Here is a 20,587-nt window from a genome sequence, read left to right as displayed (position 1 = left end):
AAGCCCCCGCTGCGGGGCGGCGTCCGGCTCACCGTGGCCGGTGGGCTGGACGCCGCCAACGCCGACCGGCCGCAATCCGCCATCGAGCGCGACCGGCTTCCGTGCCTGCCGTCGGGCCTGGACCCCCTCGGACACGCAGGTGAGCGGGACCGCCTCTGGCTCCGCCCGCTGATCCTCGACCTCGGCGGGCTGAGGTTCATGGGGCTGAGGTTCATGGACAGCACCGGCCTGTACGTGCCGCTGCGCGTTCACGGTGACGTGGACGCGGCCGTCATGGCCGTGTGGGGCCCGGCGGCGGTGAGCCAGTGAAGCTCTCCATGTTCAGTATCGGCAGCAGGCCGGTGATCTCCATCAGCCGGGCCAGTACGCCGTGGACGCCCTTCAGGTGCAGCGAGCCGCCCGCGTGCCGCAGGGCGACGTGCAGGTTCTCCAGGACCCGCGGGCCGCTGCTGTCGATGAACGTCAGCATGGTCATGTCGAGCACCACCCGCTCCCCGGGCGACGCGTGCTCGCGGACGTATTGCTCAAGTACGGCGGCATTGGTCATGTCCACCTCGCCCAGCACCGTGATCACCAGGCCCGCGGTGTGCCGGCGGTGTTCGAGGGTGAGGGGCGATGCGGCGCGCGCCAGGCTGCCGCTGGGCCGGTATGCGATGTGAACGTGCATGGCGTCCTCCCGGGCGAGGTCGGTCCGACGTTCGTCTCAGGCTCTGCAGCCTAATGCCCGAATTGCAATACCGGAAGTGCTCTTCGTGTGATCTTCGTCCTGGGGCCCTCGTCCGAATCTCCGAGCGTCTACGCGTCCGTACGAGCGGTCCTGCGTTCGAGGGCCGAGTGTCCGGCCCGTCCGAGGGGGAGCGCGCCGCGAACCGCCTGATCTGGTACAACTAGAGATTTCGTGAGCACGTCCGTGAACCGATCCAGCTCCTGGACCTTCCTGACCAACCACGCCCGCGTGTTGGTGGAGATCGCCCGCAACCCGCGGGCGCGCGTCCGTGACATCGCCGCCGGCATCGGCATCACCGAGCGTGCCGTCCAGGGCATCGTCTCCGACCTGCAGCAAGCCGGTTACGTCACCATCGACCGCGTCGGCCGGCGCAACGAGTACAGCCTCAACCCCGACGCCCGGTTCCGGTACCCGACGGAGGCCGACCTGCCCGTCCGCCTCCTCATCGACATGTTCACCCAGCACGACATGCCGGACCCGGAGGAGACCGCCCCGGTCAAGGAGGAGACGAAGGCCGACGAATGAGCCAGGCCGGGCGGCGCTGGCCGGGCTTCAGGCGCTGGCCGGGCCTCAACTGACGGGCTTCCGCGGGCGACGCGCTACGACGGCGCCGCCTCGATGGCCGGTTGCGCGGCCGCCGGTGCGGGCAGCCGCAGGGCCGCCAAGACCGCCTCCTCCACGGTGTCGTGCACGTGCAGCACGGTATGGGCGCGGGTGAAGCGCATCATGGCCGCGAGCCGGGGATGCGGCGCGGCCAGACGCAGGGTGCCGCCGTGCTGACGGGCGAAGGCGTGCGTGTTGAGCAGCACCCGCAGCCCGGCGCTGCCCAGGAAGTGGGCGTCGCTGAGGTCGATCACCAGGTGCTCATGGGGCGCGCGGCGGGTCGCGCGCAGTTGCCGGTCGAGCAGTACGGCCGTGACGGCGTCGATCTCGCCCGCCACGGAGATCACGCTCACCCCGGGTAGCCGCTGCGTGGCGAACGTCAGGTCCGGCACGGGCACCTCCCCCCACCACGAGAAGTTCGCAGCCCTACGGTAACGGCGCGGAGGACGGCCGTACAGAGGTATGCGAAGGCGCACCCGAGACGAAATTCGAGGGACGGCCGGAATGGCCGCGGAAGGGGCGCACGAATGGTCCGGAGGTACAAAAAGGGAGGGCCCGGAAACGTTCGTTTTACCTGCGCCGGGATTCCTCATGGAATCCCCTGTCCAGGCCGTGGGGAACCGATGTCCCTGGCGGGATGGTCATGGGTTCTCTTGAGAACGACCAAGGTTTCTTGATCATCTTTGTCGGGGTGGCGCGCGGCATCGCGGCAGACGCGGTCTTACTTTCTTTCTTGCTTCCTATCGGGACGCGAACGAAAGGAAAACACATGCTCCGTCGTACTGTGTCAGGCGCTTTCGCTCTGACGGTCGCCGGTCTCATCGCGGCTGCGGCTTCTCCCGCGCACGCCGAGTCCACGAGCCCGGCCGACTTCTACGACACGGCCGCGGCCATCATCAACTCCGACGGCACCCTGAACAACGGGACGAACGTCTTGCGGTCGTGGCGGGCAGGCACTGGCAAGTACTGCATCCAGCTGAGCCACAAGGTGTCCGCGCCCCACACGCTCATCCAGCTCACCCCGCGCGAACCGCGGAGGCTGCCGAACATCGCCTACCGTAACCCGTCCGCGACGTGCTGGCAGCACAACACCATCACCGTCAACGTCTACGACACCAACACCGGCCGGCTCGCCGACGGCGGTTTCGACCTGCTGGCGATCTGACGTTCCGGCCCTGCAAGCGCCGCGCCGCCGATGAGCTCCGCAGGGAGCGCACGGCGGCGCTCGCTGTTTCGCCCCCGCATCCGAGCCGCGCGCGCCCGAAAGCCGTGACCCGCTCGCGACCCCCGAGCGCGACACTGTCTGTCGACGTCCGGCCCGCCCGCGCATCACCCGCCGTTCGCCTCGGCCTGCGAACGTGTCGCCGTGCAGCGCAACGGCGCGGCAGTCGCGAACGGCAAGGAAGGTGATCGCGTGTCACTCCCCGGCCCGGCCCCCTCCCCGGGACGGACTCCCGCCTGGCGCTACGCCGTCGGAATGTTCGGCACCTCCATCCCGATCAACATGATCAAGGGGTCGATGATCCTCTTCTACGTCGACATCCTCGGGCTCGACGTACGCGCCTACGGCGTGGTCATGGTGATCTACGCGGTCATCGACGCCATCGACAACCCGGTGCTCGGCCACCTGTCCGACCGCACCCGCACCCGTTTCGGCCGCCGCCGACCGTGGCTGCTGGTCGGCGCGCCCATGCTGGCCGCCTGCATGATCGCGTTCTTCTCCGCGCCGGAGTCACTGGAGGGCATGGGCCTGCTGCTGTGGTTCGCGGTGTTCGCCATCCTGTGCGAGGCTTTCGACTCGATGCTGAACGCGAACTACGGCGCGCTGCTGCCCGAGCTCTACCCGCGCGAGCGCGATCGCGCCGTCGCCAACAGCCTGCGCCAGGGCTTCCAGCTCGTGGCGCTGGTGATCTCGCTCGCGGTCACCCCGGTGCTCACCACGCAGGTGTTCGGCACCGAGACCTCCACCCAGGGCTTCCGGACGACCGCGATCATCTACGGCGTCATCGCGGCCGCCGTGATCGTGTTCATGGCGCTGAGCGCCCGCGAGAACCCCCGCTACGCCACCCGCGAGCGCCCGCTGCTGCTGCGCAGCATCTGGTCGATCCTGCGCAACCGGCTGTTCTGGACGGTCGGCCTCACCGGCGCCTGCTACGGCGTCGCCATGGCGCTCGTGCTCTCCGGCATCCAGCTGTACGTGCGCTACTCGCTCGGCCTCCCCGTCGGCCACGCCCTCTACCTCCAGGGCATCGTCATCCTGGTCTCGGCCGGCGGCCTGGTCGCCTGGACGCGGGTCGTCGCCCGCCGTGGCGCGCTGTGGACATGGCGGCTGGCGTTCGCGGTGCTCGCGGTCAGCTTCGCCGCCCTGTTCTTCGCCACCGGCCTCGTCACCGCGATCGCCGCGGGCGTGCTGGTCGGCGCCGGCTGGTCGGGCATGCTCGCCACGAACGACCTCATCGTCGCCCGCGTCCTCGACGCCGACGCGGCACGCAACGGCGAGCACCGCGAGGGACTGTTCCTGTCGGCGTTCGGCTTCTTCGGCCGGCTCAATGGCGTGGTGACCGGGCTCGCGCTCACCTCGCTGGGCGTGTTCTTCGGCTACAACTCGGGCGACGACCCCGGCGGCGATCCCGGGCTGGCGTTCCGCGTCTACCTGTGCGTCTATCCGTTCGTGCTGACCGCGATCGGCGCGGTCGCCGCCCGCTTCATCTCCGTCCCGATCGAGACGCCCGCAGAACAGCAGTCCGCAGAACAGCAGTCCGCCGTGGAGCAGCCGAAATGAGCCGCCGCGTCGTCATCACCGCCGACGACCTCGGGCGCGAGCCCGGCACGACCGAGGTCATCGCCTCCCTGCTCGCCGAGGGCCACGTCAGCGCCACCACGCTCATCTGCGTCTCGCCCGAGGCGGAACGCGCCGCCCGGCGGGTGCGGGAGCTGGGCGTGCTGCCGCGCCTGCACATCACGCTCACCAGCGAGCGCGGGGTGCCGCGCTGGCGGCCGCTCAACGGCGCGGCGAGCATCGCCGGCCCCGACGGCACGCTCACCGACGACCCCTTCGCCTTCGCCGCGCGCGGCAAGGCCGGCGACGTCATCGGCGAGGCCGACGCCCAGCTCGCCTGGATGCGCGAGCACGACCTCGCGCCCGTCGCCGCCGATTCCCACGCCGGCACCGTGTACGGCCTGCACGGCAGGTCGTTCCTCGCCGAGACGCTCCAGTGGTGCGCCCGCCACGGCCTGGCGTTCCGGTTGCCCCGCGACCCCGAGCCGTACATGGGCGGGCCGCTGCCGCCGCCGCTCGCCGCGGCCCACGAGGGCGCCGTCGCGCTCGCCGACTCGCTCGGCGTCGCCCTGCCGCAGACGATCGCCACCAACCGCCGTACGGCCGCCGACCTCGGCACCTACGAACGGCTCCGCGACGACTACCTGCGCCGGCTCGCCGACCTGCCGGAAGGCACCAGCGAGCTGTTCCTGCACCCCTCGCGCGAGGACGCCGTCACCGGACCCGACGGCATCGTGCGCACGTGGGAGGCGCGGCTGCTGCGCGACCCCGTCTGGCACGCGGCGCTGGAACGCGAGGACGTCGAGGTCGTCCCCGGCTGGTGGAGCTAGGCGCGGGGTCAGGAGAACCAGTTCGCGCCGATCTCCTGGATCGTCTTGCTGCCCTTGGGGACCAGTACCGCCTCGTTCAGCACCGGGTTGACGTGCTTTTTGTCGTTCAGCATGGCGAACAGGAAGAACGAGCCGCCGTCCGCCGTCGTGAAGCCGTAGATCGAGCTGCGGCCACGGAAGGCCACGTACGCGCCCTGGGAGACCTCGGGGAACGCCTTGCGGCCGAAGCTGTTCTTCGCCAGCCGGTAGCCGGACTCGCCCTCCTTCTTCCCGTGGTTCCAGAAGTTCTGGTATTCCGCCGTCACCGCGAGGGCGATCGCGTCGCTGGGCATGCTGACGTAGCCGTCGGCGTCCAGCTCCGCCTTCGGCACCCGCCGGCCCCAGTGCACCGGCGTCGCGACGGCGAGCTTGAACGACGACTCGTCCCTCCGGCGCAGGAAGCTCAGCAGGTGCGGGCGCACCTGGCCCTTGGTGTCCTGGTACGTCGCCTGCGCCATGAACCAGTCCGCGAAACCCGGCTGGTTCTCCGGCCGCACCACGTAGATGACCGGAGTGCCTTGGATGGCGATCGGCCGGTGCCCCGGCGACGTGCCCATCGCCTCGCGGGTACGTTCGAGCACGCCTTCGTGCAGGGCCCTTCGGTGAACAGCGCGTCGAGCGTGTCGTTCTTCCGCCACCACTTCGGCTTCTTGAGCGCCTTGTTGTACGCGGCCACCCACTGCCGGAATGCCTGCTCGGCCTGGGCGGCGGTGAAGGGCCGCCCGGTGGGGGAGGGAGCGGGGGTGGCCGGGGGCGTCGGCGAGGGGGAGGCGGATGGGAACCCGATGGCCCGCGTCGTGGCCGGCGTCATGGCCCGCGTCGTGGCCGGCGTCGTGGGGGTCGGTTGGGCCGGCCCGGGGATGAGCGGCGGCAGCGTTCCGCAACCCGCGAGGCCCGTGACGAGAGCCGGGCCCAGCACCGTCCGGCGTACCGACATCCAATCCCCAACCCGAAATCAGCGACAAATCGGGACGAACCTATCGGATGCTCTGTGCGGGTACGCGCCGGTGGCGCGCCTGATCGCCGCTTGATTCAATCGCCGCAGGGGCGTCGGCCGGAAGGTGGGATCATGCGCAGCGTGTCCAGGGCGGCGGCCCTGCTGTTATCGCTCTTCGTCCACGCGCTCACCCTGGCGTTCATGGCCGTGGGGTGCTGGATCATCTGGGCGAACGCCCGCCTCGCTGTCTTCTGGCTGATCGGGCTGCTGCTCATCGGGATCGGCGTGCTGCTGCTGCCCAGGGCGCGCCGGTTGCCCGCCGACGCCGAGGCGCTCGGCCGCTCCGCCGCGCCCGAGCTGTACGCCGCCGCCGAGCGGGTGGCCCGCGCGATGGGGGTCGAGCCGCCCGAGACGCTGGCCGTGTGCGATCTCGCCGTGGCCACCGAGGTGCTGCGGGCGGGACGCCGTCGCGTGCTGCTGATCGGGCTGCCGCCGTGGCTCGTGCTGTCGCCGCGGCAGCGGGTGGTGCTGCTCGCCAGGGCGTACGCGGCGGAGCCCGACGACGGGCGGATCGTCGGCGGCGCGCTCGCCGGTCTCGCCGTCTGGCGCGAGTCGCTGCTGCGCGGCAAGGAGGCGCCGGGACGCTCCGACGTCCACACGCGGATCGGCGCCACGCTCGGCTCGGCGGGCACTCCGTCCGGCGCCTACGCCGGCATGGGCACGATGGGCCGCGGGCTGGGCGCGGTGCTCGGCCTGCCGGTCCTCGCCCTGGAGTGGGCGCTGACCCGGCTCGTCCAGGCGGCGCGCGGGGACGCGGCGGCCGAGGAGCTTCAGCGGGTACTCCGCGTCGCCACGGACGCCGAGCCGGCCGAACTCGACGGGCTGCTGCGCGACGGCCGCTTCCTCGCTCCGGTGCAGGCCGCCGCGCTACGCGGGCAGAGCGCGGCCGAGATCCGGGCGGCCGCCCGCGACCGTACGGACGCCGGGGATCGTACGGACGCCGGGGATCGTGCGGACACCCCCGCACCCGAGGACGGGCTGCTCACCGCCGGCGCGTCCGAGCGCATCGACGCCGAGCTGAGCGGGCACTTCGCACGCGCGATCAAGGGGTTCGGGCTGATCTCGTGAAGCGTCTCACCGGGAGGCCGGCAGGGGCGACGCTGACCTCGCGAGGCGTCCTCACCGGGAGACCGGGAGCGGGAGATCGCGCAGCCGGGGCTTGTGGATCTTTCCGGAGCCCGTCTTCGGCAGCTCGTCCACGACATCGACGTACACCGGGATCTTGTACGCCGCCAGCCGCGGCCGGAGGAAGTCCCGCAGCTCCTCGGCCGTGACCCGAGCGCCGGGACGCAGGACCAGGAACGCCCGGCCCACCTCGCCCCACTTGGCGTCCGGCACGCCGAGCACGGCCACCTCGGCGACGGCGGGATGCTCGAAGATCGCCGCCTCGACCTCGGCCGGGTAGACGTTCTCCCCGCCCGAGATGAACATGTCCTTGACCCGGTCCACGACGTACAGGTGACCGTCCTCGTCCAGGACCGCGACGTCGCCGGAGTGGAACCAGCCGTCGCCGGTGAACGCGGCGGCCGTCGCCTCGGGGTCGCGCCAGTAGCCGGGCGTCACGTTCGGGCCCTGGACGAGCACTTCACCCGGCTCGCCCGGCGGGGCGTCGGTGCCGTCGGCGCGCACCACCCGTACGTCGGCGAAGAACACCGGCACCCCCGCCGAGCCCACCTTGCGCGTGCTCTGGCTGGCCTCCAGGAAGGTGGCGCCGGGAGCGGTCTCGGTGAGCCCGTACCCCTGGCAGAAGACCAGGCCGCGCTCCTGGTACGTGCGGATCAAAGCGGCCGGTACCGCCGCGCCCCCGGCCATGAGGTGGCGCAGCGACGACAGGTCCGCCCCGGCCCACCTCGGCGAGCGGGCGAACGCGGCGAACATCGTGGTGACCCCGAACATCCAGGTGATGCCGTGCTTTTCGATGAGGTCGTAGCAGGCGTCCACCTCCCACGACGGCATGACCACCGAGCAGCCGCCCTTGAGGAACGTCGGCAGCAGGGTCTGGTTCAGCGCGGCGACGTGGAACAGCGGCGCGCTGATCAGCGTCATCTCGTCGCTGGTGACGTCGACGCCGAGCAGCAGGTTGAAGCAGTTCCACACCAGGTTGCCGTGGGTGAGCGTGGCGCCCTTGGGCCGTCCGGTCGTGCCGGAGGTGTAGAGGATGAGCGCCGGGTCCTCGAGGCGTACGGGCGTGTCGATCGGGGTGGGGTCGCCCTGCGCGAGCCAGCTGTCGTAGTGCCGCTCGCCGGGCGCGGGGTCGGCGAGCGCGACGATCTCGCGCGGGCGTGCCGCGTCGCCGGGCAGCGCGCGCACGACCTCGGCGCACTCGGGCGCGTAGACCAGCACGTCGGCGCCGGAATGGCCGAGCATGTACGCGACCTCGGGCGCCGCCAGCCGGAAGTTCAGCGGTACGAAGATCGCGCCCAGCACGTGGGCGGCGAACATCGTCTCGACGAACGCGAGGTGGTTGCGGCCGAGGTAGGCGACCCGGTCGCCGGCCCGCACCCCTGACGCGCGCAGCTGCGCGGCCAGCCGCGTGGTCCGGTCGTGGACCTCGGCGTAGGTGACGGGCCGGTCGGCGAAGATGAACGCGGTCCGCTCCGGCGTCATCCTGGCCCTGCGGGCGGGCCAGCATCCCAGTCCGGCGTTGCGCATCGGTGTTCGGCCTCCTGTCGGCGGGGGGATCGGCCAGGATCAGGTGGAACAGGCCAGAAATCGGTCAGGGGGTATGGGACGGCGGTGATCGGCAAATTCGGGCAGGGATCGGTCAGGGGTCGGGGACGGCGGTGATCGGCAGGTTCGGGCAGGGATCGGCCAGGGGCGGGCGGCGGTGATCCGTGGGGATCGGCCAGGATCGGGCGCGGCTCAGGCGTAGTGGCGGTAGATGGCGCGGGCGACGCAGGCCGGCCGGTCCGACCCCTCGATCTCCACGGTGAAGTCGAGGTGCATCTGCACGCCGTCGCCGGGGACGTCCTCGACGGAGGCGACGACCCCGCCGAGCCGTACCCGCGCGCCCACCTTCACCGGGGCTGGGAAGCGGACCCTGTCCAGGCCGTAGTTGATGCTCATCTTGACGCCCTGGATCTCCAGCAGCTCCCCGAAGAGGGGGATGAGCAGCGCCAGCGTCAGATAGCCGTGCGCGATCGTGCCGCCGAACGGCCCCTCGGCGGCCCTGACGGGATCGACGTGGATCCACTGGTGGTCGTTCGTGGCGTCGGCGAAGGTGTTGACGCGGTCCTGGGTGATCTCCAGCCAGCCGGTGTGGCCGAGGTCCTTGCCGGCCAGGGCCTTGATCTCCGACAGTCCGTGCGCGGTGATGGTCATCAGGCGTTCTCCTTCAGGCCGAGCAGGCGGGCGGCGTTGTCTTTGAGGATCTTGGGGCGGACCTCTGGCTTGATCTCGAGCTTGTCGAAGTCGCTGAGCCAGCGGTCCGGGGTGATCACGGGGTAGTCGGAGCCGAAGAGCACCTTGTCCTTCAGCAGCGAGTTGGCGTATCTGACGAGCTGCGGCGGGAAGTACTTCGGCGACCAGCCGGACAGGTCGATGTAGACGTACGGCTTGTGCACGGCCACCGCCAGCGCCTCGTCCTGCCAGGGGAAGGACGGGTGGGCGAGGATGATGCGCAGCTCGGGGAAGTCCACGGCGACGTCGTCCACCAGCATCGGGTCGCCGTACTTGAGCCTGATGCCGCCACCGCCGGGGACGCCCGCGCCGATGCCGGTCTGCCCGGTGTGGAACACGGCGGGCACGCCCAGCTCCTCGATGGCCTCGTACAGCGGGTACGCCATGGGGTCGTTGGGCGCGAAGCCCTGGATGCTGGGGTGGAACTTGAAGCCGCGCACGCCGTGCTCCTCGACCAGCCGCCGCGCCTCGCGCACCCCGGCCTTGCCCTTCCACGGGTCCACGCTGGCGAACGGGATCAGCACGTCGGCGTGCTCGGCGCAGCTCTCGGCGACCTCCTCGTTGGAGATGCGCGGGTGCCCGGTGGCGTGCTCGGCGTCCACGGTGAACACCACGGCGGCCATCTTGCGCTCGCGGTAGTACGCGGCGGTCTCCGCGATGGTGGGCTGCCGGTGGCCGTGGGCCTTGAAGTACTCCTCAGAGGCGCCGAACAGCTCGGGGCTCAGCGAGCGGTGGCCGTCCTTGGAGATCTCGGCGTGGGTGTGCACGTCGATCGCGACGAGGTTCCCGACGTCGATGCCCGCCATCTCAGGCCCCCTGGCCGGTCTCGGCGGGCGCCTTGGGCGCGGGGATGCCGTACGTCTCCGGCTCGGCCCCGACCCCCGACCGCCAGGACTCGGCGATGGCGTCGGCCGTCCAGCCGCCGTCACGGAAGGCGACGGCCTTCTCGGCGGGGTGCGACCAGAGCGCGAGGCGGTCGCCGCCGATGCCGATCGCCTGGCCGGTGATCCCGGCGGAGGCGTCGGAGGCGAGGAACACGATCAGCCCGGCCACGTCCTCGACGGTGCCCATGCCCTCGTCCTTGCGCAGCCAGTCGGGGAACGGCTTGCCGGTCCGCTCGGCCTCCTCGATGACGGGCGCGAACGCCGGAATCGTCTTGGTCATCTCGGTGGCCGCGACCGGCACGACCGCGTTGACCGTGATGTTCGCCCTGGCCAGCTCCATCGCCCAGGTCCTGGCCATGGCGACGATGCCGGCCTTGGCGGCGGCGTAGTTGGTCTGGCCGAAGTTGCCGCGCTGGCCGGCGGGGGAGGAGATGAGGATCAGCCGGCCGCCGTCGCCCTGCTCCCGCATCTTGACCGCGGCGGCCCGCGCGCAGGTGAACGTGCCGCGCAGGTGCACGTCGATCACCGCGTCGAAGTCGTCGTCCGACATCTTCCACAGCACCCTGTCGCGCAGGATGCCGGCGTTGGTCACCATCACATCCAGCCGCCCGAACTCGCTGGTCGCGGCCTCGACCAGGCGCTCGGCCGCCTCGGACGACCCCACGGGGGCGGCGACGTCGCGCGCCCTGCCGCCCCGATCCGTGATGCCCGCGGCGACCTTGGCCGCCGCCTCCGCGTCCACGTCGTTGACGATCACCGCCGCTCCGGCCGCGGCGAGCGCCTCGGCGTACGCGCGGCCGAGCCCGCGGCCCGCACCTGTGACAACGGCGACCTTGCCGGAAAGATCCATGGGATTCCCCCTGAGGTGGTAAGGCGGACGAGAGCGAATATATGTCACTGTTCTGACGGGCGTCAAAGATTTGCCCAACGTTAGGGGTCTGCCTACGCTCGTGCTGTGACGCGTACGCAGGCGAACAACACCGGGAACGGCACGGCGAACGACACCGTGAACGACACGGCGAGCACCACGGCCAACGACAGCCGGCAGGCGGCCTCGGCCGCGCGGCCGCAGTCCCTGCTGCTCAGCTTCCTGGGGATCTACGTCCTGGGCCGTGGCACGGCCGTGTACTCCGGGAGCTTCATCGAGGTGTTCGCCCGCCTCGGCGTCTCCGAGGAGGCCGTCAGGTCCACGCTCGCCCGGATGGCCAAGCGCAACCTGCTGGAGCGCCACCGGCGCGGGCGCAAGACGTACTTCGGGCTGACGGAACGCGCGGAGCAGGTGCTGGAGGACGGCCGCCGCCGCGTCTGGGAGACCGGCGCGGTCAACCGCGAGTGGGACGGCACCTGGACGCTCGTCGGCTTCTCCCTGCCCGACAGCCTCCGCCCCACCCGCCACGACCTGCGCTCCCAGCTCATCTGGGCCGGCTTCGGGCTGCTGCAGAGCGGCCTGTGGGCCGCACCCGGCACCAAGGACGTCGGCGGCATCCTCACATCGCTCGAAGCCTCCCTCGCGGGGAGCGGCCTGCGGGTGACCGACCACGTCACCGTGCTGCAGGCCAGGGCGCTCGGGCCCACCGAGTCGGCCGACATCGTCCGCAAGGCGTTCGGCATCGAGGAGATCGCCGCCCGCTACCGCGCCTTCCTGGAGCGCTGGGACACCGAGCGGCCCTTGCCGGAGGCCGCCGACGACCTCGCCCGCCAGCTCCTGCTGCACACCGACTGGCTGCAGCTCATCCGGCAGGACCCGCACCTGCCCGCCGAGCACCTGCCGCCCGACTGGCCGGCGATCCGCGCCGAGCAGGTCTTCCACCGCCTCGCCCGCCTCTACGAGCCGCCGGCGGCGAAGCTGGCGTCGGAGATCGTCGAGACGGCCGAGGTCCGTGACGAGCCCGCCCGCGGCAGCACCACGGTCTCCAGCCACTGAGCGACGCGATCGGCCACGTCGCCGCCGAACGTGCGGGTGTCGACGTTGTCGGCGTGCACCTCGAGCACCGGGAACCCGGCCGACTCCAGCGCCCTCGCCGTGAAGTAGCTGCCGCGCGGGTCGTCGGAGACCAGGTGCACCACGCCGTCGATGCCGTGCAGGCGGGCCTCCTTGACGTACCACTCGCTCGACCACGGCGGCGTGTAGAGCTGGTCGCCGAAGGCGGCGAAGCGCGCCGCCAGCGCCCGCATCGGGTCGTCGCCGTAGCGGATGTAGCCGTCGGCGGCGATCGCGAGGTACATCGACCAGACGAAGACCGCGCCGTACTCCTCCTGGAAGCGCTGGTAGAAGCCCATGTCGTACCAGAGTCCCCGGCCGATCCACATCAGCCGGGCCCGCTCCTCGCGGCAGACGCCCACGCCGGCCTCCACCCGCTCGCGCACCTCCTCGTAGAAGCTCCGCGCGAGGTCGCGGGCCCACGTGGTGCCGCGATGCCACTGCGGCAGCATGACGCTGGGGATGCTGTCCACCACGCTCAACGGCGCGGGACGGGCGCGGGCGATGAGGTCGCGGGCCTTCCTGTTCCACTCCTCCTGCTCGTTGACCAGGGCCATCACCTCGCGGAAGCGGGACTCCTCGAACCGCCTGCCGGTGGTGGTCTCCAGGAACCTGACGAGGTTCTCCAGCTCGGCGGTGAGCAGGTCGAGCCGGGCCGTGCCGACCGCCTCCTCCCATCGGTGCGGCATCAGCTCCCACCAGTTGACCGGGACCTCGTTCTCCGCCGCGCTCTCCAAGGGGAAGAACGTCACCCCGGGCTCGTGCCCCCAGATGTCGAAGATCTTGCGGGTGACGTCGCCGGTGGCCTCGCCGACGATGATGTCCGGCTTCGGCAGGCCCCCCCACGGGCCCTCATCCGGCTCGGGGTCGAACGCGGAGCCGAGCGTGACCGCGTTGTACTGCTCGGAGTAGTCGGGGTAGCCGCGCCGCCGCACCAGGTCGAGGTAGTGCCCTGAGCGCTGCTTGGCGGTCACCAGGGACGCCCACCACTGGCCCACCACGTACGGGATGTCCATCGTGCGGAAGATCTCGTGCGGGACGTCCGCGTTGAGCAGGGCGAACGGCTCGCCCGCCGCGACCCTGCGGCGCAGCTCGGCGAACCATTCGCGCTGGTGCCTGCCCGCCTCCGCCGCCGTGGCGAGCGACTTCACGCTGCGCGAGCTCACTGGGGGCATGGATGCTCCTTCCGCAGGGCGGTCAGGTCGGCGCGCCCGTACTCCTGGCGTTCGAGCAGCACGGCGGGGATGCTCATGGCGGCGCGCTGGGCGGGGAAGTCCCAGGCGGGGGCCTCGTCCGACTCGCGGCAGTAGGCGACGAACAGCTCGGCACGGCAGCGGCGCACGGCCACCGCCGCGTACGCGGCCCGCGCCCCAGGCGTGGCCCGGTGCGCGGTCAGGCCATGGCGGTGATAGTGCTCGGCCAGCGCGTCGAGGCTCGCCGTGCCGACGGGACCGGTCACGGCGAGGTCGCCGAACGAGTGGTCCTCGCCCACGATGACGTCGCCCTCGGCCTCGATGGCCTCGTACACGTGCGGGGTGTCGTGGTCGCTGCCGCTGAGGAAGACCCGCCGCCCGCGATGCTCGCCGAGCCGGTCGGCCTCGTCCAGCAGCCGGCGCAGCAGCGCGACGTGCTCGTGCACCGGCAGGGCCGCGTTCGCCGCCGCGAGGAACTGCCGCCCGGTGAGCCGGGCCGGCACGGCCCTGCGCAGCTCGGCGACGGTGGCCAGCAGCCGGCGCCGCTCGTCGTGCGCCGCCACCGCTGCCGCGAGATCGAGCGGCCGGCCGCTCCACGCCTCGAGCCGGGCGGCGAACTCGCCGATCCTGCGCCGGTTGTAGCGGGCGGTCGTGCGGTGCGGCAGGTGGAGCAGGTCCACCAGGTACGCCTCGGGCAGCCCCCGTTCCGGCTCGACGCGGCGAAGCTCGCGCAGCGCGTAGAACAGCCGCAGCGACGCCTCGCAGTCGTGCGAGACCACCACCTTGTCCAGGTCGCCGAACGCCCCTTCGAGCAGCCGGGTGAGTACCGAGCGGGCCGCCGGGTCCACCCCGCGTCCCAGGTAGCGGTCGCCGAGCGCGGAGCCGGACTCCGGGTCGCCCGTCAGGCGCACCGCGCGCATCCCGGCGGCGGTCAGCAGCTCGACCGGCACGTCCGCGCCGACGTATCCGACCACCGGGCCGTCCTGTACGACCGAGTCGTTCTGCGCGGCCAAGTCGTTGTCCGCGGCCGAGTCGTTCTGCGCGGCCGCGCCGTTCTGTGCGATCGAGCCGTTCTGTGCGGGCGGGCCGTCTCTTCCGGGCGGCGGGGCGCCGCGCCGCGCGTAGGCCTCCTCCAAGGCGGCCAGTGCGGTGACCACGTCAGATCACCCCTTCCTCGGCCAGCGCCTTCAGCTCCTCGGGGGAATAGCCGAGCAGCCCGCCGTAGATCTCGTCGTTGTGCTCGCCGAGCGCCGGCGCCGGCCGGTCGAGCGCCGCCTCCGCGCCGGAGAAGCGGATCGGCACGCCGGTGCCGTACAGGTCGCCCGGGTCGCCGTGGCGCGGGTGCGCGAGCGGCACGACCTCCTCGCGCTCCAGCACGAGCGGGTCGCGTACGGCGTCGCCGGGCTCGCGCACCTCGGCGGCGGGCACGCCGTGCCGCGCCAGCAGGTCCAGCACCTCGGCGAGCGGGCGCTGCGCCGCCCACGCGCCCACCAGCTCGTGCAGCTCGCCGGCGTGGGCCACGCGCGCGTCACGAGAGGCGAAGCGCGGGTCGGCGGCCAGGTCGTCGCGGCCCATCGCGGTGAACAGGCCGCGCGCGAACGCGTCGGTGGGTCCGCACAGTGCGAACCAGCCGTCCGCGGCCGGGAACGTTCCGAACGGGGCCAGCCTGGGCACGGTCGCCCCCGTGCGCATGGGCAGGCCCAGCTTCTCGTAGGCGTCGAACGGCTCGCACGCCACCAGCGAGGTGAGCGCGCCCAGCATGGACACGTCCACGTGCTGGCCCCTGCCGGTCGCGTCGGCCTGCAGCACCGCAGCGAGGGTGCCGATCACCGCGTACAGCGGGGCGACCAGGTCGCCCACCGGCAGCCCGAAGCGGACCGGCGGCTCGCCCGGCGCGCCCGCGGTCATCATCACGCCGCTCAGCGCCTGGATGATGGTGTCCATCGCCTTGCCGGAGCCGGGACCGCCCTGGCCGCCGAAGCCGCTGATCGACGTGCACACGATGCGCGGGTTGATCGCGCTCGCCCAGTCGTGGCCGATGCCGAGCCGCGCCGTCACGCCCGCGCTGTAGTTGTCGATCATGATGTCGGCGACCCTGACCAGGCCGGCCAGCACGTCGCGGGCCTTGGGGTGCTTGAGGTTGAGCGTGACGCTCTGCTTGTTGCGGCCGCGCAGCAGCATCGACACCGACATGTCGTCCTCGCCGCGGCGGGCCAGCGACAGGCCGTCCGCGCCGAGGTAGGGGGCGTTGTTGCGGGAGCTGTCGCCGCCGGTCAGCGGGTTCTCCACCTTGATCACGCGGGCGCCGAGCCCGGCGAGCAGCAGGGTCGCGTACGGTCCCGACAGCGCGGTGGTCAGGTCGATCACCGTACGGCCGGCCAGCGGGCGCTCAGCCACGCAGCACCACCTCATCACCCTCCCAGCGGAACTCCGTCTCCAGGCCCGCCTGCCGCGTGATGCGCTCGATGTAGGCCGCCACCTCGCGGCCCTGCTCGCCGTCGCCGAGCGGCACCGGGCGTCCCGCGCCGTCGATCCAGCAGGGCAGCAGACCCGCCGAGACGAGGCCGTTCCGGTCGAAACGGCACAGCGCGATCGCGGTGTTGCGGCTCTCCGGATGGAACGGGTAGTACGGCATGTCCGGGTCGGGGGCGAAGCCGTACAGCTCGACCCTGCGGCGCGCCCACGCGGCCCGCTCGCCCTCGTCGCCCGGCGCGGGCGTCAGCGCCCGGGTGACCGTGACGAAGTTGCCCAGCCCGTGATAGATCGGCCGGTCGCGGTAGATCTCCACGCCGCGCATGATGTGGGCGTGATGGGCGAACACCGCGTGCGCGCCGGCGTCGATCGCGGCGTGCGCGACGGGCCGCTCGTACATCGCCAGCACGGCCGGCGTGTGCCCGACGCCCTTGTGCAGCGACACCAGCACCACGTCCGCCTCGGCGGCCAGCGCCTTGACATCGGCCGCCATCTGCTCCAGGGACTCGGGGGCGGCGAAGGTGTAGACGGTCGGCGGGCCGCCGGGGCTCGCGTGGTCGAGCTCGTAGTGGGTGAGCACCTTGACGTACGCGCAGCCCGGCTTGCGGCTGGTCGCCCACGACTCGCGGGGACCGACGCAGTTGTAGCTCAGCACGCCGACGCGCAGCCCGTCGCGGGTCACCACGGCGGGGCGGCGGGCCTCGGCGAGCGTCATGCCGGCTCCTGTCGTGACCATCCCGGCCTCGGCCGCGTACGCGATGGTGTCGGCCACGCCCTGGTCGCCGGCGTCGTAGACGTGGTTGCCGGCGAGCGTCACCACGTGGAAGCCGGCCTCGGCGACGGCGCGCAGCGCGGCGGGGTCGGCGGGCGGTGCGGGCACGTCGGTGCTGACCTGGGCGGTGGAGGTGCTGTGCGGCACCTCGACGTGGCCGATCACCACGTCGCCACGGCCCAGCGTCTCGCGGGCGGGGTCGAAGAAGGACGCGGGATCGGGCTCGTCGACGACCAGGTCGCCGACGGCCATCACCGTGAGGCTCACGAAGTGCTCTCCTCCTCAAGCACGTGGTCCGAAGGGGCCCCCTCCGCGCGCCCGGTGAAGCGCGACAGGAAGGCCCGCAGGCGGGGCGAGGCGGGGGAGTCGAAGATCTCCTCGGGCGTGCCGGTCGCGGCCACGCGGCCCTGCTCCATGAAGACGCAGCGGTCGGCCACCTCGCGGGCGAAGCTCATCTCGTGCGTGACGATGATCATGGTCATGCCGCCGCGCGCCAGGTCGCGCACCACGCTCAGCACCTCGTCGACCAGCTCGGGGTCCAGGGCGCTGGTGGGCTCGTCGAACAGCATGATCCGCGGGTCGGTGGCCAGGGCCCTGGCGATGGCGACCCGCTGCTGCTGGCCGCCGGAGAGCATCCGGGGATGGGCGTCCGCCTTGTCCGCCAGGCCCACCCGGTCGAGCAGCCGCAGCGCCTCGGCGCGCGCCCGCTCCGGATCGCGGCCGTGCACCGCCACCTGCGCCTCGACGACGTTGCGCAGCACGCTCCAGTGCGGGAACAGATTGAACTGCTGGAAGACCATGCCCATGCGGCTGCGCTGGGCGGCCACCCGGCGGTCCGGCAGCGGGCGCAGGTGGCCCCGGTGCATCTCGTAGCCGAGCAGCTCACCGTCGAGGTACATCGCGCCGCCGTCGATGCTCTCCAGCTGGTGGACGCAGCGCACCAGCGTGGACTTGCCCGACCCGGACGGGCCGATGACGGTGACGACCTCGCCCTCGTGCACGTCGAGGCTCACCCCGTCGAGCGCCGCGTGGCCGCCGAACCGCTTGCGCACGTCGCAGACGCGCAGCACCGGCGTCTCCCTCACCGCTGCCCCTTCCCGAAGTGCCGCTCCAGGCGGCGCTGGCCGAGCGAGAGCACGGTGACCACCGCCAGATACCAGGCGCAGGCGACGATCAGCAGCGGGACGATCTCGTACGTCCTGTTGTAGATCACCTGCACCGAGTACAGCAGGTCGGCCATCGCGATCACACTGACCAGCGAGGTGCCCTTGAGCAGGCTGATGAACTGGCTGCCCGTCGGCGGCACGATCACCCGCATCGCCTGCGGGAGCACCACCTTGACGAAGCCCTGCGCGGCGGTGAAGCCCATCGCGCGGGCCGCGTCGCGCTGCCCTGAGTCCACCGCCAGGATCCCCGCCCTGACGATCTCGGCCATGTACGCCGCCTCGTGCAGGGTGAGCCCGATGATGGCGGCGGTCAGCGAGCTGATCACCGAGTTGGTCGGCCACGAGACGAAGGTCGGGCCGAACGGCACGCCCAGCGAGATGCGCGGCAGCAGGTAGCCGAGGTTGAACCAGAAGATCAGCTGCACCAGCGGCGGGATGCCGCGGAAGACCGCCACGTAGATCGCGCACGCCCACGACACCGGCTTGAAGCCGCTCAGCCGGCCGGCCGCGAGCAGCACGCCGAGCAGGCTGCCCAGCACCATGCCGATGACGGTGAGCAGCAGCGACATGCCGAGGCCGCGCAGGATGTTCGGGTCGAACAGGTAGCGGGCGGCCACCGGCCACTCGAAGCGCGGGTTGGTGACGAGGAACCAGGCGAACTGCGCGGCCAGGACGAGCAGCACGGCCCCGGCCACCCAGCGCAGGGGACGGATGCGCGGCCGGGCCGTGGCGACGTCCACGGGCCGGGCGGCGGCCTGCGGGGCGACGCTCATCGCCCGGCCGCCGTGTTCATCGCGGGCTCCTCGACCGCGACGTTCTGGAGCCCGTACTTGTCCATGATCCGCTTGTACTCGCCGTTCTTGAAGATCTCCTTGAACGCGTCGAGCATGACCGGCCCGAGACCGCTGGACTTGGGCACGAGCATCGCGAGCTGATCGACGCCGGCGCCCTGCTCGTCGGTCTGGGTGACGTAGGTGAAGGCGTCCTTCTCCTTGTTCAGCACGTCGAGCGCGGCGCTCTCGGTCATGCCCGCCGCGTCGGCGCGGCCGGACTTGGCGGCGAGGATGGTGCCGTTGGTGTCGGCGAAGCCGATGAAGTCGATCTTCGGCTTGCCCTGCTTGGCGCACCAGTCGGTCAGGCGCTTGACCTGGTCCTCCACGATGCTGCCCGCCGTGCCCGCGACGCGCTTGCCGCACAGGTCACCCGAGCTCTTGATGGCCGCGGAGCCGGACTTGGGGATCAGGTAGGAGGTCCTGGTGACCATCCAGACGATCGCGTCGAACTGCTTCTCGCGCTCGGCGGTGTCCTTGACCGGGCCGTTGAAGGCGTCGTACCGGGAGGCGAGCATGCCGGACAGCGCCGCGGGCAGGCCGCTCACGATCGAGATCTCGGTGCGCACGCCCAGCGCCTTGCCGAGGGCGTCCTGCAGCTCCTTGTCGATGCCGGTGACGGTCTTGCCGTCGTCGGCGACGATCCGGTACGGCGGATGCGAATCACCGGCAAATCGGATGACGCCCGCTTCCTTGATGGCATCGGGTAGAGCGTCGTACAGAGCCGTCGCGCCGGCCGGCCGCTGCGCCTCACCGTCGCCTCCGCCGCACGCCGCGACGGAGGCGAGAGCCACCGCCGCCGCTCCCGCGAGCATGGTCCTGGACAGTCTCATGGGGGGTCCTTCCGCGACCAGCTAATGATGCACTTGGATGTGCGGTCGTTGGGGCAAGTGTCACACGTTGAGGTGCACAGCTGTCAAGGGCCCGTTGTGCGGCGGAGAGCGGGGAAGCGCGATCAGGAGGGGCGATCAGGTGGGGGTGAGGATGGAGCCCGTCCGGTGGTGGGAGACCAGCTCGGCCAGCGCGGGGTCGAACCCGGCGACGATCTGCCGGACGCGGAACTCGGCGAGCGGCCCGAGGGTGTCGTATATTTCCACGAACAGGTCGCGGGCGGCGGCGCGCGGCCAGTCGGCGGGCAGCAGTTCGGCGGGCAGGTCGGGGTCGTGGCTGGGAAAGGTCCGCCAGGTGTCCATGAGCCCCGTGCGCGCGACCAGCGCCTCCGACGCGCCGACCGTGCCCCGGCGCACGCGGTCGAGCAGCGGCTCGTACCGGGCGATGAAGTCGTCGTACGCGCGCCGCAGCGCGTCGAAGTCCCACGCCTGCTGCGGGGCGCGCATGCCGGGCAGGCCGAGCGCCTCGGCGCGGAACACCGTCGCCATGGGGATCTCCAGCTCGGCCAGCACCGCCGCCGCGCCGTCGGCGTCCGCCCTGGGCGAGACCCACAGCCCGTCATAGAGCGGGGCGAAGCCGAGCCAGCGCAGCCGCGCGCGCAGCGTGTGCCGCAGGTCGCGCTGCTCCTCGGAGATGGAGAACGCGGCCATCACCCACCGGCCGTCCCAAGGGCCCTGCTCAAGGCCGAAGGACATGATCCGCCGGCGGCCCTCCTGCAGCACCGCGGCGGCCTGGTCGGTCAGCCGGTAATAGGTGCGCCGCCCCGACTTGGACGACACCAGCAGATCGCGCTTGGTCAGGCGGCTCAGCGCGGCCCTGGCGGCCACGGCGGACACGCCGAACTCCTCGGCCAGCCGCACCAGGGCCGCCGACGGCAGCTGCTCCGGCCGGCTGATCCAATAGTCCCCGAGCAGCGTCGTGATCAGGTGCTGCGGGGGCGTGCCCACCTGGAAGCGCGGAAAGTCGATGTCTCTTGCCTCAGACAGCTTCCGATCATTCACATCCCGAGTATATTGACAACGTT

The 20,587-nt window shown here is 71.8% G+C and carries 22 protein-coding genes; 7 read left to right on the top strand and 15 right to left on the bottom strand.

The genetic code is table 11. The features are described 5' to 3' along the window. Window positions 1–33: 33 nt before the first annotated feature. The gene (locus AB0K67_RS03235) at window positions 34–309 is read left to right on the top strand and encodes a hypothetical protein (protein WP_364052025.1); all 276 of its coding nucleotides are present in this window, start codon (window positions 34–36) and stop codon (window positions 307–309) included. On the opposite strand, the gene AB0K67_RS03230 is transcribed toward AB0K67_RS03235, so the two are convergent. Further along, on the bottom strand, window positions 272–667 hold the full coding sequence (locus tag AB0K67_RS03230; protein ID WP_364052022.1) for an STAS domain-containing protein: 396 nt from the start codon (window positions 665–667) through the stop codon (window positions 272–274). The two genes, AB0K67_RS03235 and AB0K67_RS03230, sit on opposite strands and share 38 nt — an antisense overlap. Before the next feature lie 231 nt (window positions 668–898). On the opposite strand from AB0K67_RS03230, the gene AB0K67_RS03225 reads away from it, so the two are divergent. Next, the gene (locus tag AB0K67_RS03225) at window positions 899–1,252 is read left to right on the top strand and encodes a helix-turn-helix domain-containing protein (protein ID WP_364052019.1); all 354 of its coding nucleotides are present in this window, start codon (window positions 899–901) and stop codon (window positions 1,250–1,252) included. 74 nt (window positions 1,253–1,326) lie between these two features. Here AB0K67_RS03225 and AB0K67_RS03220 read toward each other — a convergent pair whose 3' ends face one another. Beyond that, complete coding sequence (locus AB0K67_RS03220; RefSeq protein WP_364052016.1) at window positions 1,327–1,722, bottom strand: STAS domain-containing protein; 396 nt, start codon at window positions 1,720–1,722, stop codon at window positions 1,327–1,329. 377 nt (window positions 1,723–2,099) lie between these two features. On the opposite strand from AB0K67_RS03220, the gene AB0K67_RS03215 reads away from it, so the two are divergent. The 3 genes from AB0K67_RS03215 (at window position 2,100) to AB0K67_RS03205 (ending at window position 4,939) form a co-directional block, all read left to right on the top strand. Beyond that, on the top strand, window positions 2,100–2,495 hold the full coding sequence (locus tag AB0K67_RS03215) for a hypothetical protein (RefSeq protein WP_364052013.1): 396 nt from the start codon (window positions 2,100–2,102) through the stop codon (window positions 2,493–2,495). A gap of 249 nt (window positions 2,496–2,744) precedes the next feature. Further along, entirely contained in the window at window positions 2,745–4,112 is a 1,368-nt protein-coding gene (locus tag AB0K67_RS03210) for an MFS transporter (protein ID WP_364052010.1), read from the top strand. Further along, a complete protein-coding gene (locus AB0K67_RS03205; RefSeq protein ID WP_364052007.1) occupies window positions 4,109–4,939 on the top strand; it encodes a ChbG/HpnK family deacetylase in 831 nt (276 codons plus the stop codon). The genes AB0K67_RS03210 and AB0K67_RS03205 overlap by 4 nt, the downstream gene beginning before the upstream one ends. Window positions 4,940–4,947: 8 nt before the next feature. On the opposite strand, the gene AB0K67_RS03200 is transcribed toward AB0K67_RS03205, so the two are convergent. Further along, window positions 4,948–5,559, bottom strand: coding sequence for a hypothetical protein (locus tag AB0K67_RS03200; protein WP_364052005.1), 612 nt, complete (start codon window positions 5,557–5,559; stop codon window positions 4,948–4,950). Window positions 5,560–6,047: 488 nt separating this feature from the next. Here AB0K67_RS03200 and AB0K67_RS03195 point away from each other — a divergent pair, with 488 nt between their 5' ends. Then, window positions 6,048–7,043, top strand: a complete 996-nt coding sequence (locus tag AB0K67_RS03195) for a hypothetical protein (protein WP_364052003.1) — start codon at window positions 6,048–6,050, stop codon at window positions 7,041–7,043. A 51-nt stretch (window positions 7,044–7,094) separates the two neighbouring features. On the opposite strand, the gene AB0K67_RS03190 is transcribed toward AB0K67_RS03195, so the two are convergent. From AB0K67_RS03190 to AB0K67_RS03175, 4 genes are all read right to left on the bottom strand, one after another. Further along, entirely contained in the window at window positions 7,095–8,627 is a 1,533-nt protein-coding gene (locus AB0K67_RS03190; RefSeq protein WP_364052001.1) for a long-chain fatty acid--CoA ligase, read from the bottom strand. A 210-nt stretch (window positions 8,628–8,837) separates the two neighbouring features. Next, complete coding sequence (locus tag AB0K67_RS03185; protein ID WP_364051998.1) at window positions 8,838–9,296, bottom strand: MaoC family dehydratase; 459 nt, start codon at window positions 9,294–9,296, stop codon at window positions 8,838–8,840. Next, a complete protein-coding gene (locus AB0K67_RS03180; protein ID WP_364057414.1) occupies window positions 9,296–10,171 on the bottom strand; it encodes an amidohydrolase family protein in 876 nt (291 codons plus the stop codon). The genes AB0K67_RS03185 and AB0K67_RS03180 overlap by 1 nt, the downstream gene beginning before the upstream one ends. 10 nt (window positions 10,172–10,181) lie before the next feature. Next, entirely contained in the window at window positions 10,182–11,108 is a 927-nt protein-coding gene (locus AB0K67_RS03175) for an SDR family oxidoreductase (RefSeq protein ID WP_364051995.1), read from the bottom strand. 105 nt (window positions 11,109–11,213) lie between these two features. On the opposite strand from AB0K67_RS03175, the gene AB0K67_RS03170 reads away from it, so the two are divergent. Beyond that, on the top strand, window positions 11,214–12,182 hold the full coding sequence (locus AB0K67_RS03170; RefSeq protein WP_364051992.1) for a PaaX family transcriptional regulator C-terminal domain-containing protein: 969 nt from the start codon (window positions 11,214–11,216) through the stop codon (window positions 12,180–12,182). On the opposite strand, the gene AB0K67_RS03165 is transcribed toward AB0K67_RS03170, so the two are convergent. The 8 genes from AB0K67_RS03165 to AB0K67_RS03130 all read right to left on the bottom strand — a co-directional run bounded on the left by AB0K67_RS03165 (window position 12,083) and on the right by AB0K67_RS03130 (window position 20,564). Then, window positions 12,083–13,414, bottom strand: a complete 1,332-nt coding sequence (locus tag AB0K67_RS03165; protein WP_364051989.1) for a 2-hydroxyacyl-CoA dehydratase family protein — start codon at window positions 13,412–13,414, stop codon at window positions 12,083–12,085. The genes AB0K67_RS03170 and AB0K67_RS03165 overlap by 100 nt on opposite strands. Further along, entirely contained in the window at window positions 13,402–14,589 is a 1,188-nt protein-coding gene (locus tag AB0K67_RS03160; protein ID WP_364051987.1) for a 2-hydroxyacyl-CoA dehydratase family protein, read from the bottom strand. The genes AB0K67_RS03165 and AB0K67_RS03160 overlap by 13 nt, the downstream gene beginning before the upstream one ends. 1 nt (window position 14,590) lies before the next feature. Continuing rightward, window positions 14,591–15,829: a CoA transferase gene (locus AB0K67_RS03155; protein ID WP_364051984.1), complete on the bottom strand. Its 1,239-nt coding sequence runs from the start codon at window positions 15,827–15,829 to the stop codon at window positions 14,591–14,593. Further along, window positions 15,822–16,943, bottom strand: a complete 1,122-nt coding sequence (locus AB0K67_RS03150; RefSeq protein WP_364051981.1) for a CapA family protein — start codon at window positions 16,941–16,943, stop codon at window positions 15,822–15,824. The genes AB0K67_RS03155 and AB0K67_RS03150 overlap by 8 nt, the downstream gene beginning before the upstream one ends. Continuing rightward, complete coding sequence (locus tag AB0K67_RS03145; RefSeq protein ID WP_364051978.1) at window positions 16,940–17,761, bottom strand: amino acid ABC transporter ATP-binding protein; 822 nt, start codon at window positions 17,759–17,761, stop codon at window positions 16,940–16,942. Before AB0K67_RS03145 ends, AB0K67_RS03150 begins: the two co-directional genes overlap by 4 nt. Next, window positions 17,758–18,615, bottom strand: coding sequence for an amino acid ABC transporter permease (locus AB0K67_RS03140; RefSeq protein WP_364051975.1), 858 nt, complete (start codon window positions 18,613–18,615; stop codon window positions 17,758–17,760). The genes AB0K67_RS03145 and AB0K67_RS03140 overlap by 4 nt, the downstream gene beginning before the upstream one ends. Next, the gene (locus AB0K67_RS03135) at window positions 18,612–19,505 is read right to left on the bottom strand and encodes a transporter substrate-binding domain-containing protein (protein WP_364051972.1); all 894 of its coding nucleotides are present in this window, start codon (window positions 19,503–19,505) and stop codon (window positions 18,612–18,614) included. The genes AB0K67_RS03140 and AB0K67_RS03135 overlap by 4 nt, the downstream gene beginning before the upstream one ends. A 135-nt stretch (window positions 19,506–19,640) precedes the next feature. Next, window positions 19,641–20,564 carry a PaaX family transcriptional regulator C-terminal domain-containing protein gene (locus AB0K67_RS03130; protein ID WP_364051969.1) on the bottom strand — a complete coding sequence of 308 codons (924 nt, stop codon included), beginning with the start codon at window positions 20,562–20,564 and terminating at the stop codon, window positions 19,641–19,643. Window positions 20,565–20,587: the final 23 nt, after the last annotated feature.

This window comes from Nonomuraea sp. NPDC052634, from assembly GCF_040678535.1.
In the GTDB taxonomy this organism is placed as follows: Bacteria; Actinomycetota; Actinomycetes; order Streptosporangiales; family Streptosporangiaceae; genus Nonomuraea; species Nonomuraea fastidiosa.
The sequence above is the reverse complement of the archived record's forward strand: the minus strand, read 5'-3'. Positions and strand labels throughout refer to the sequence as shown.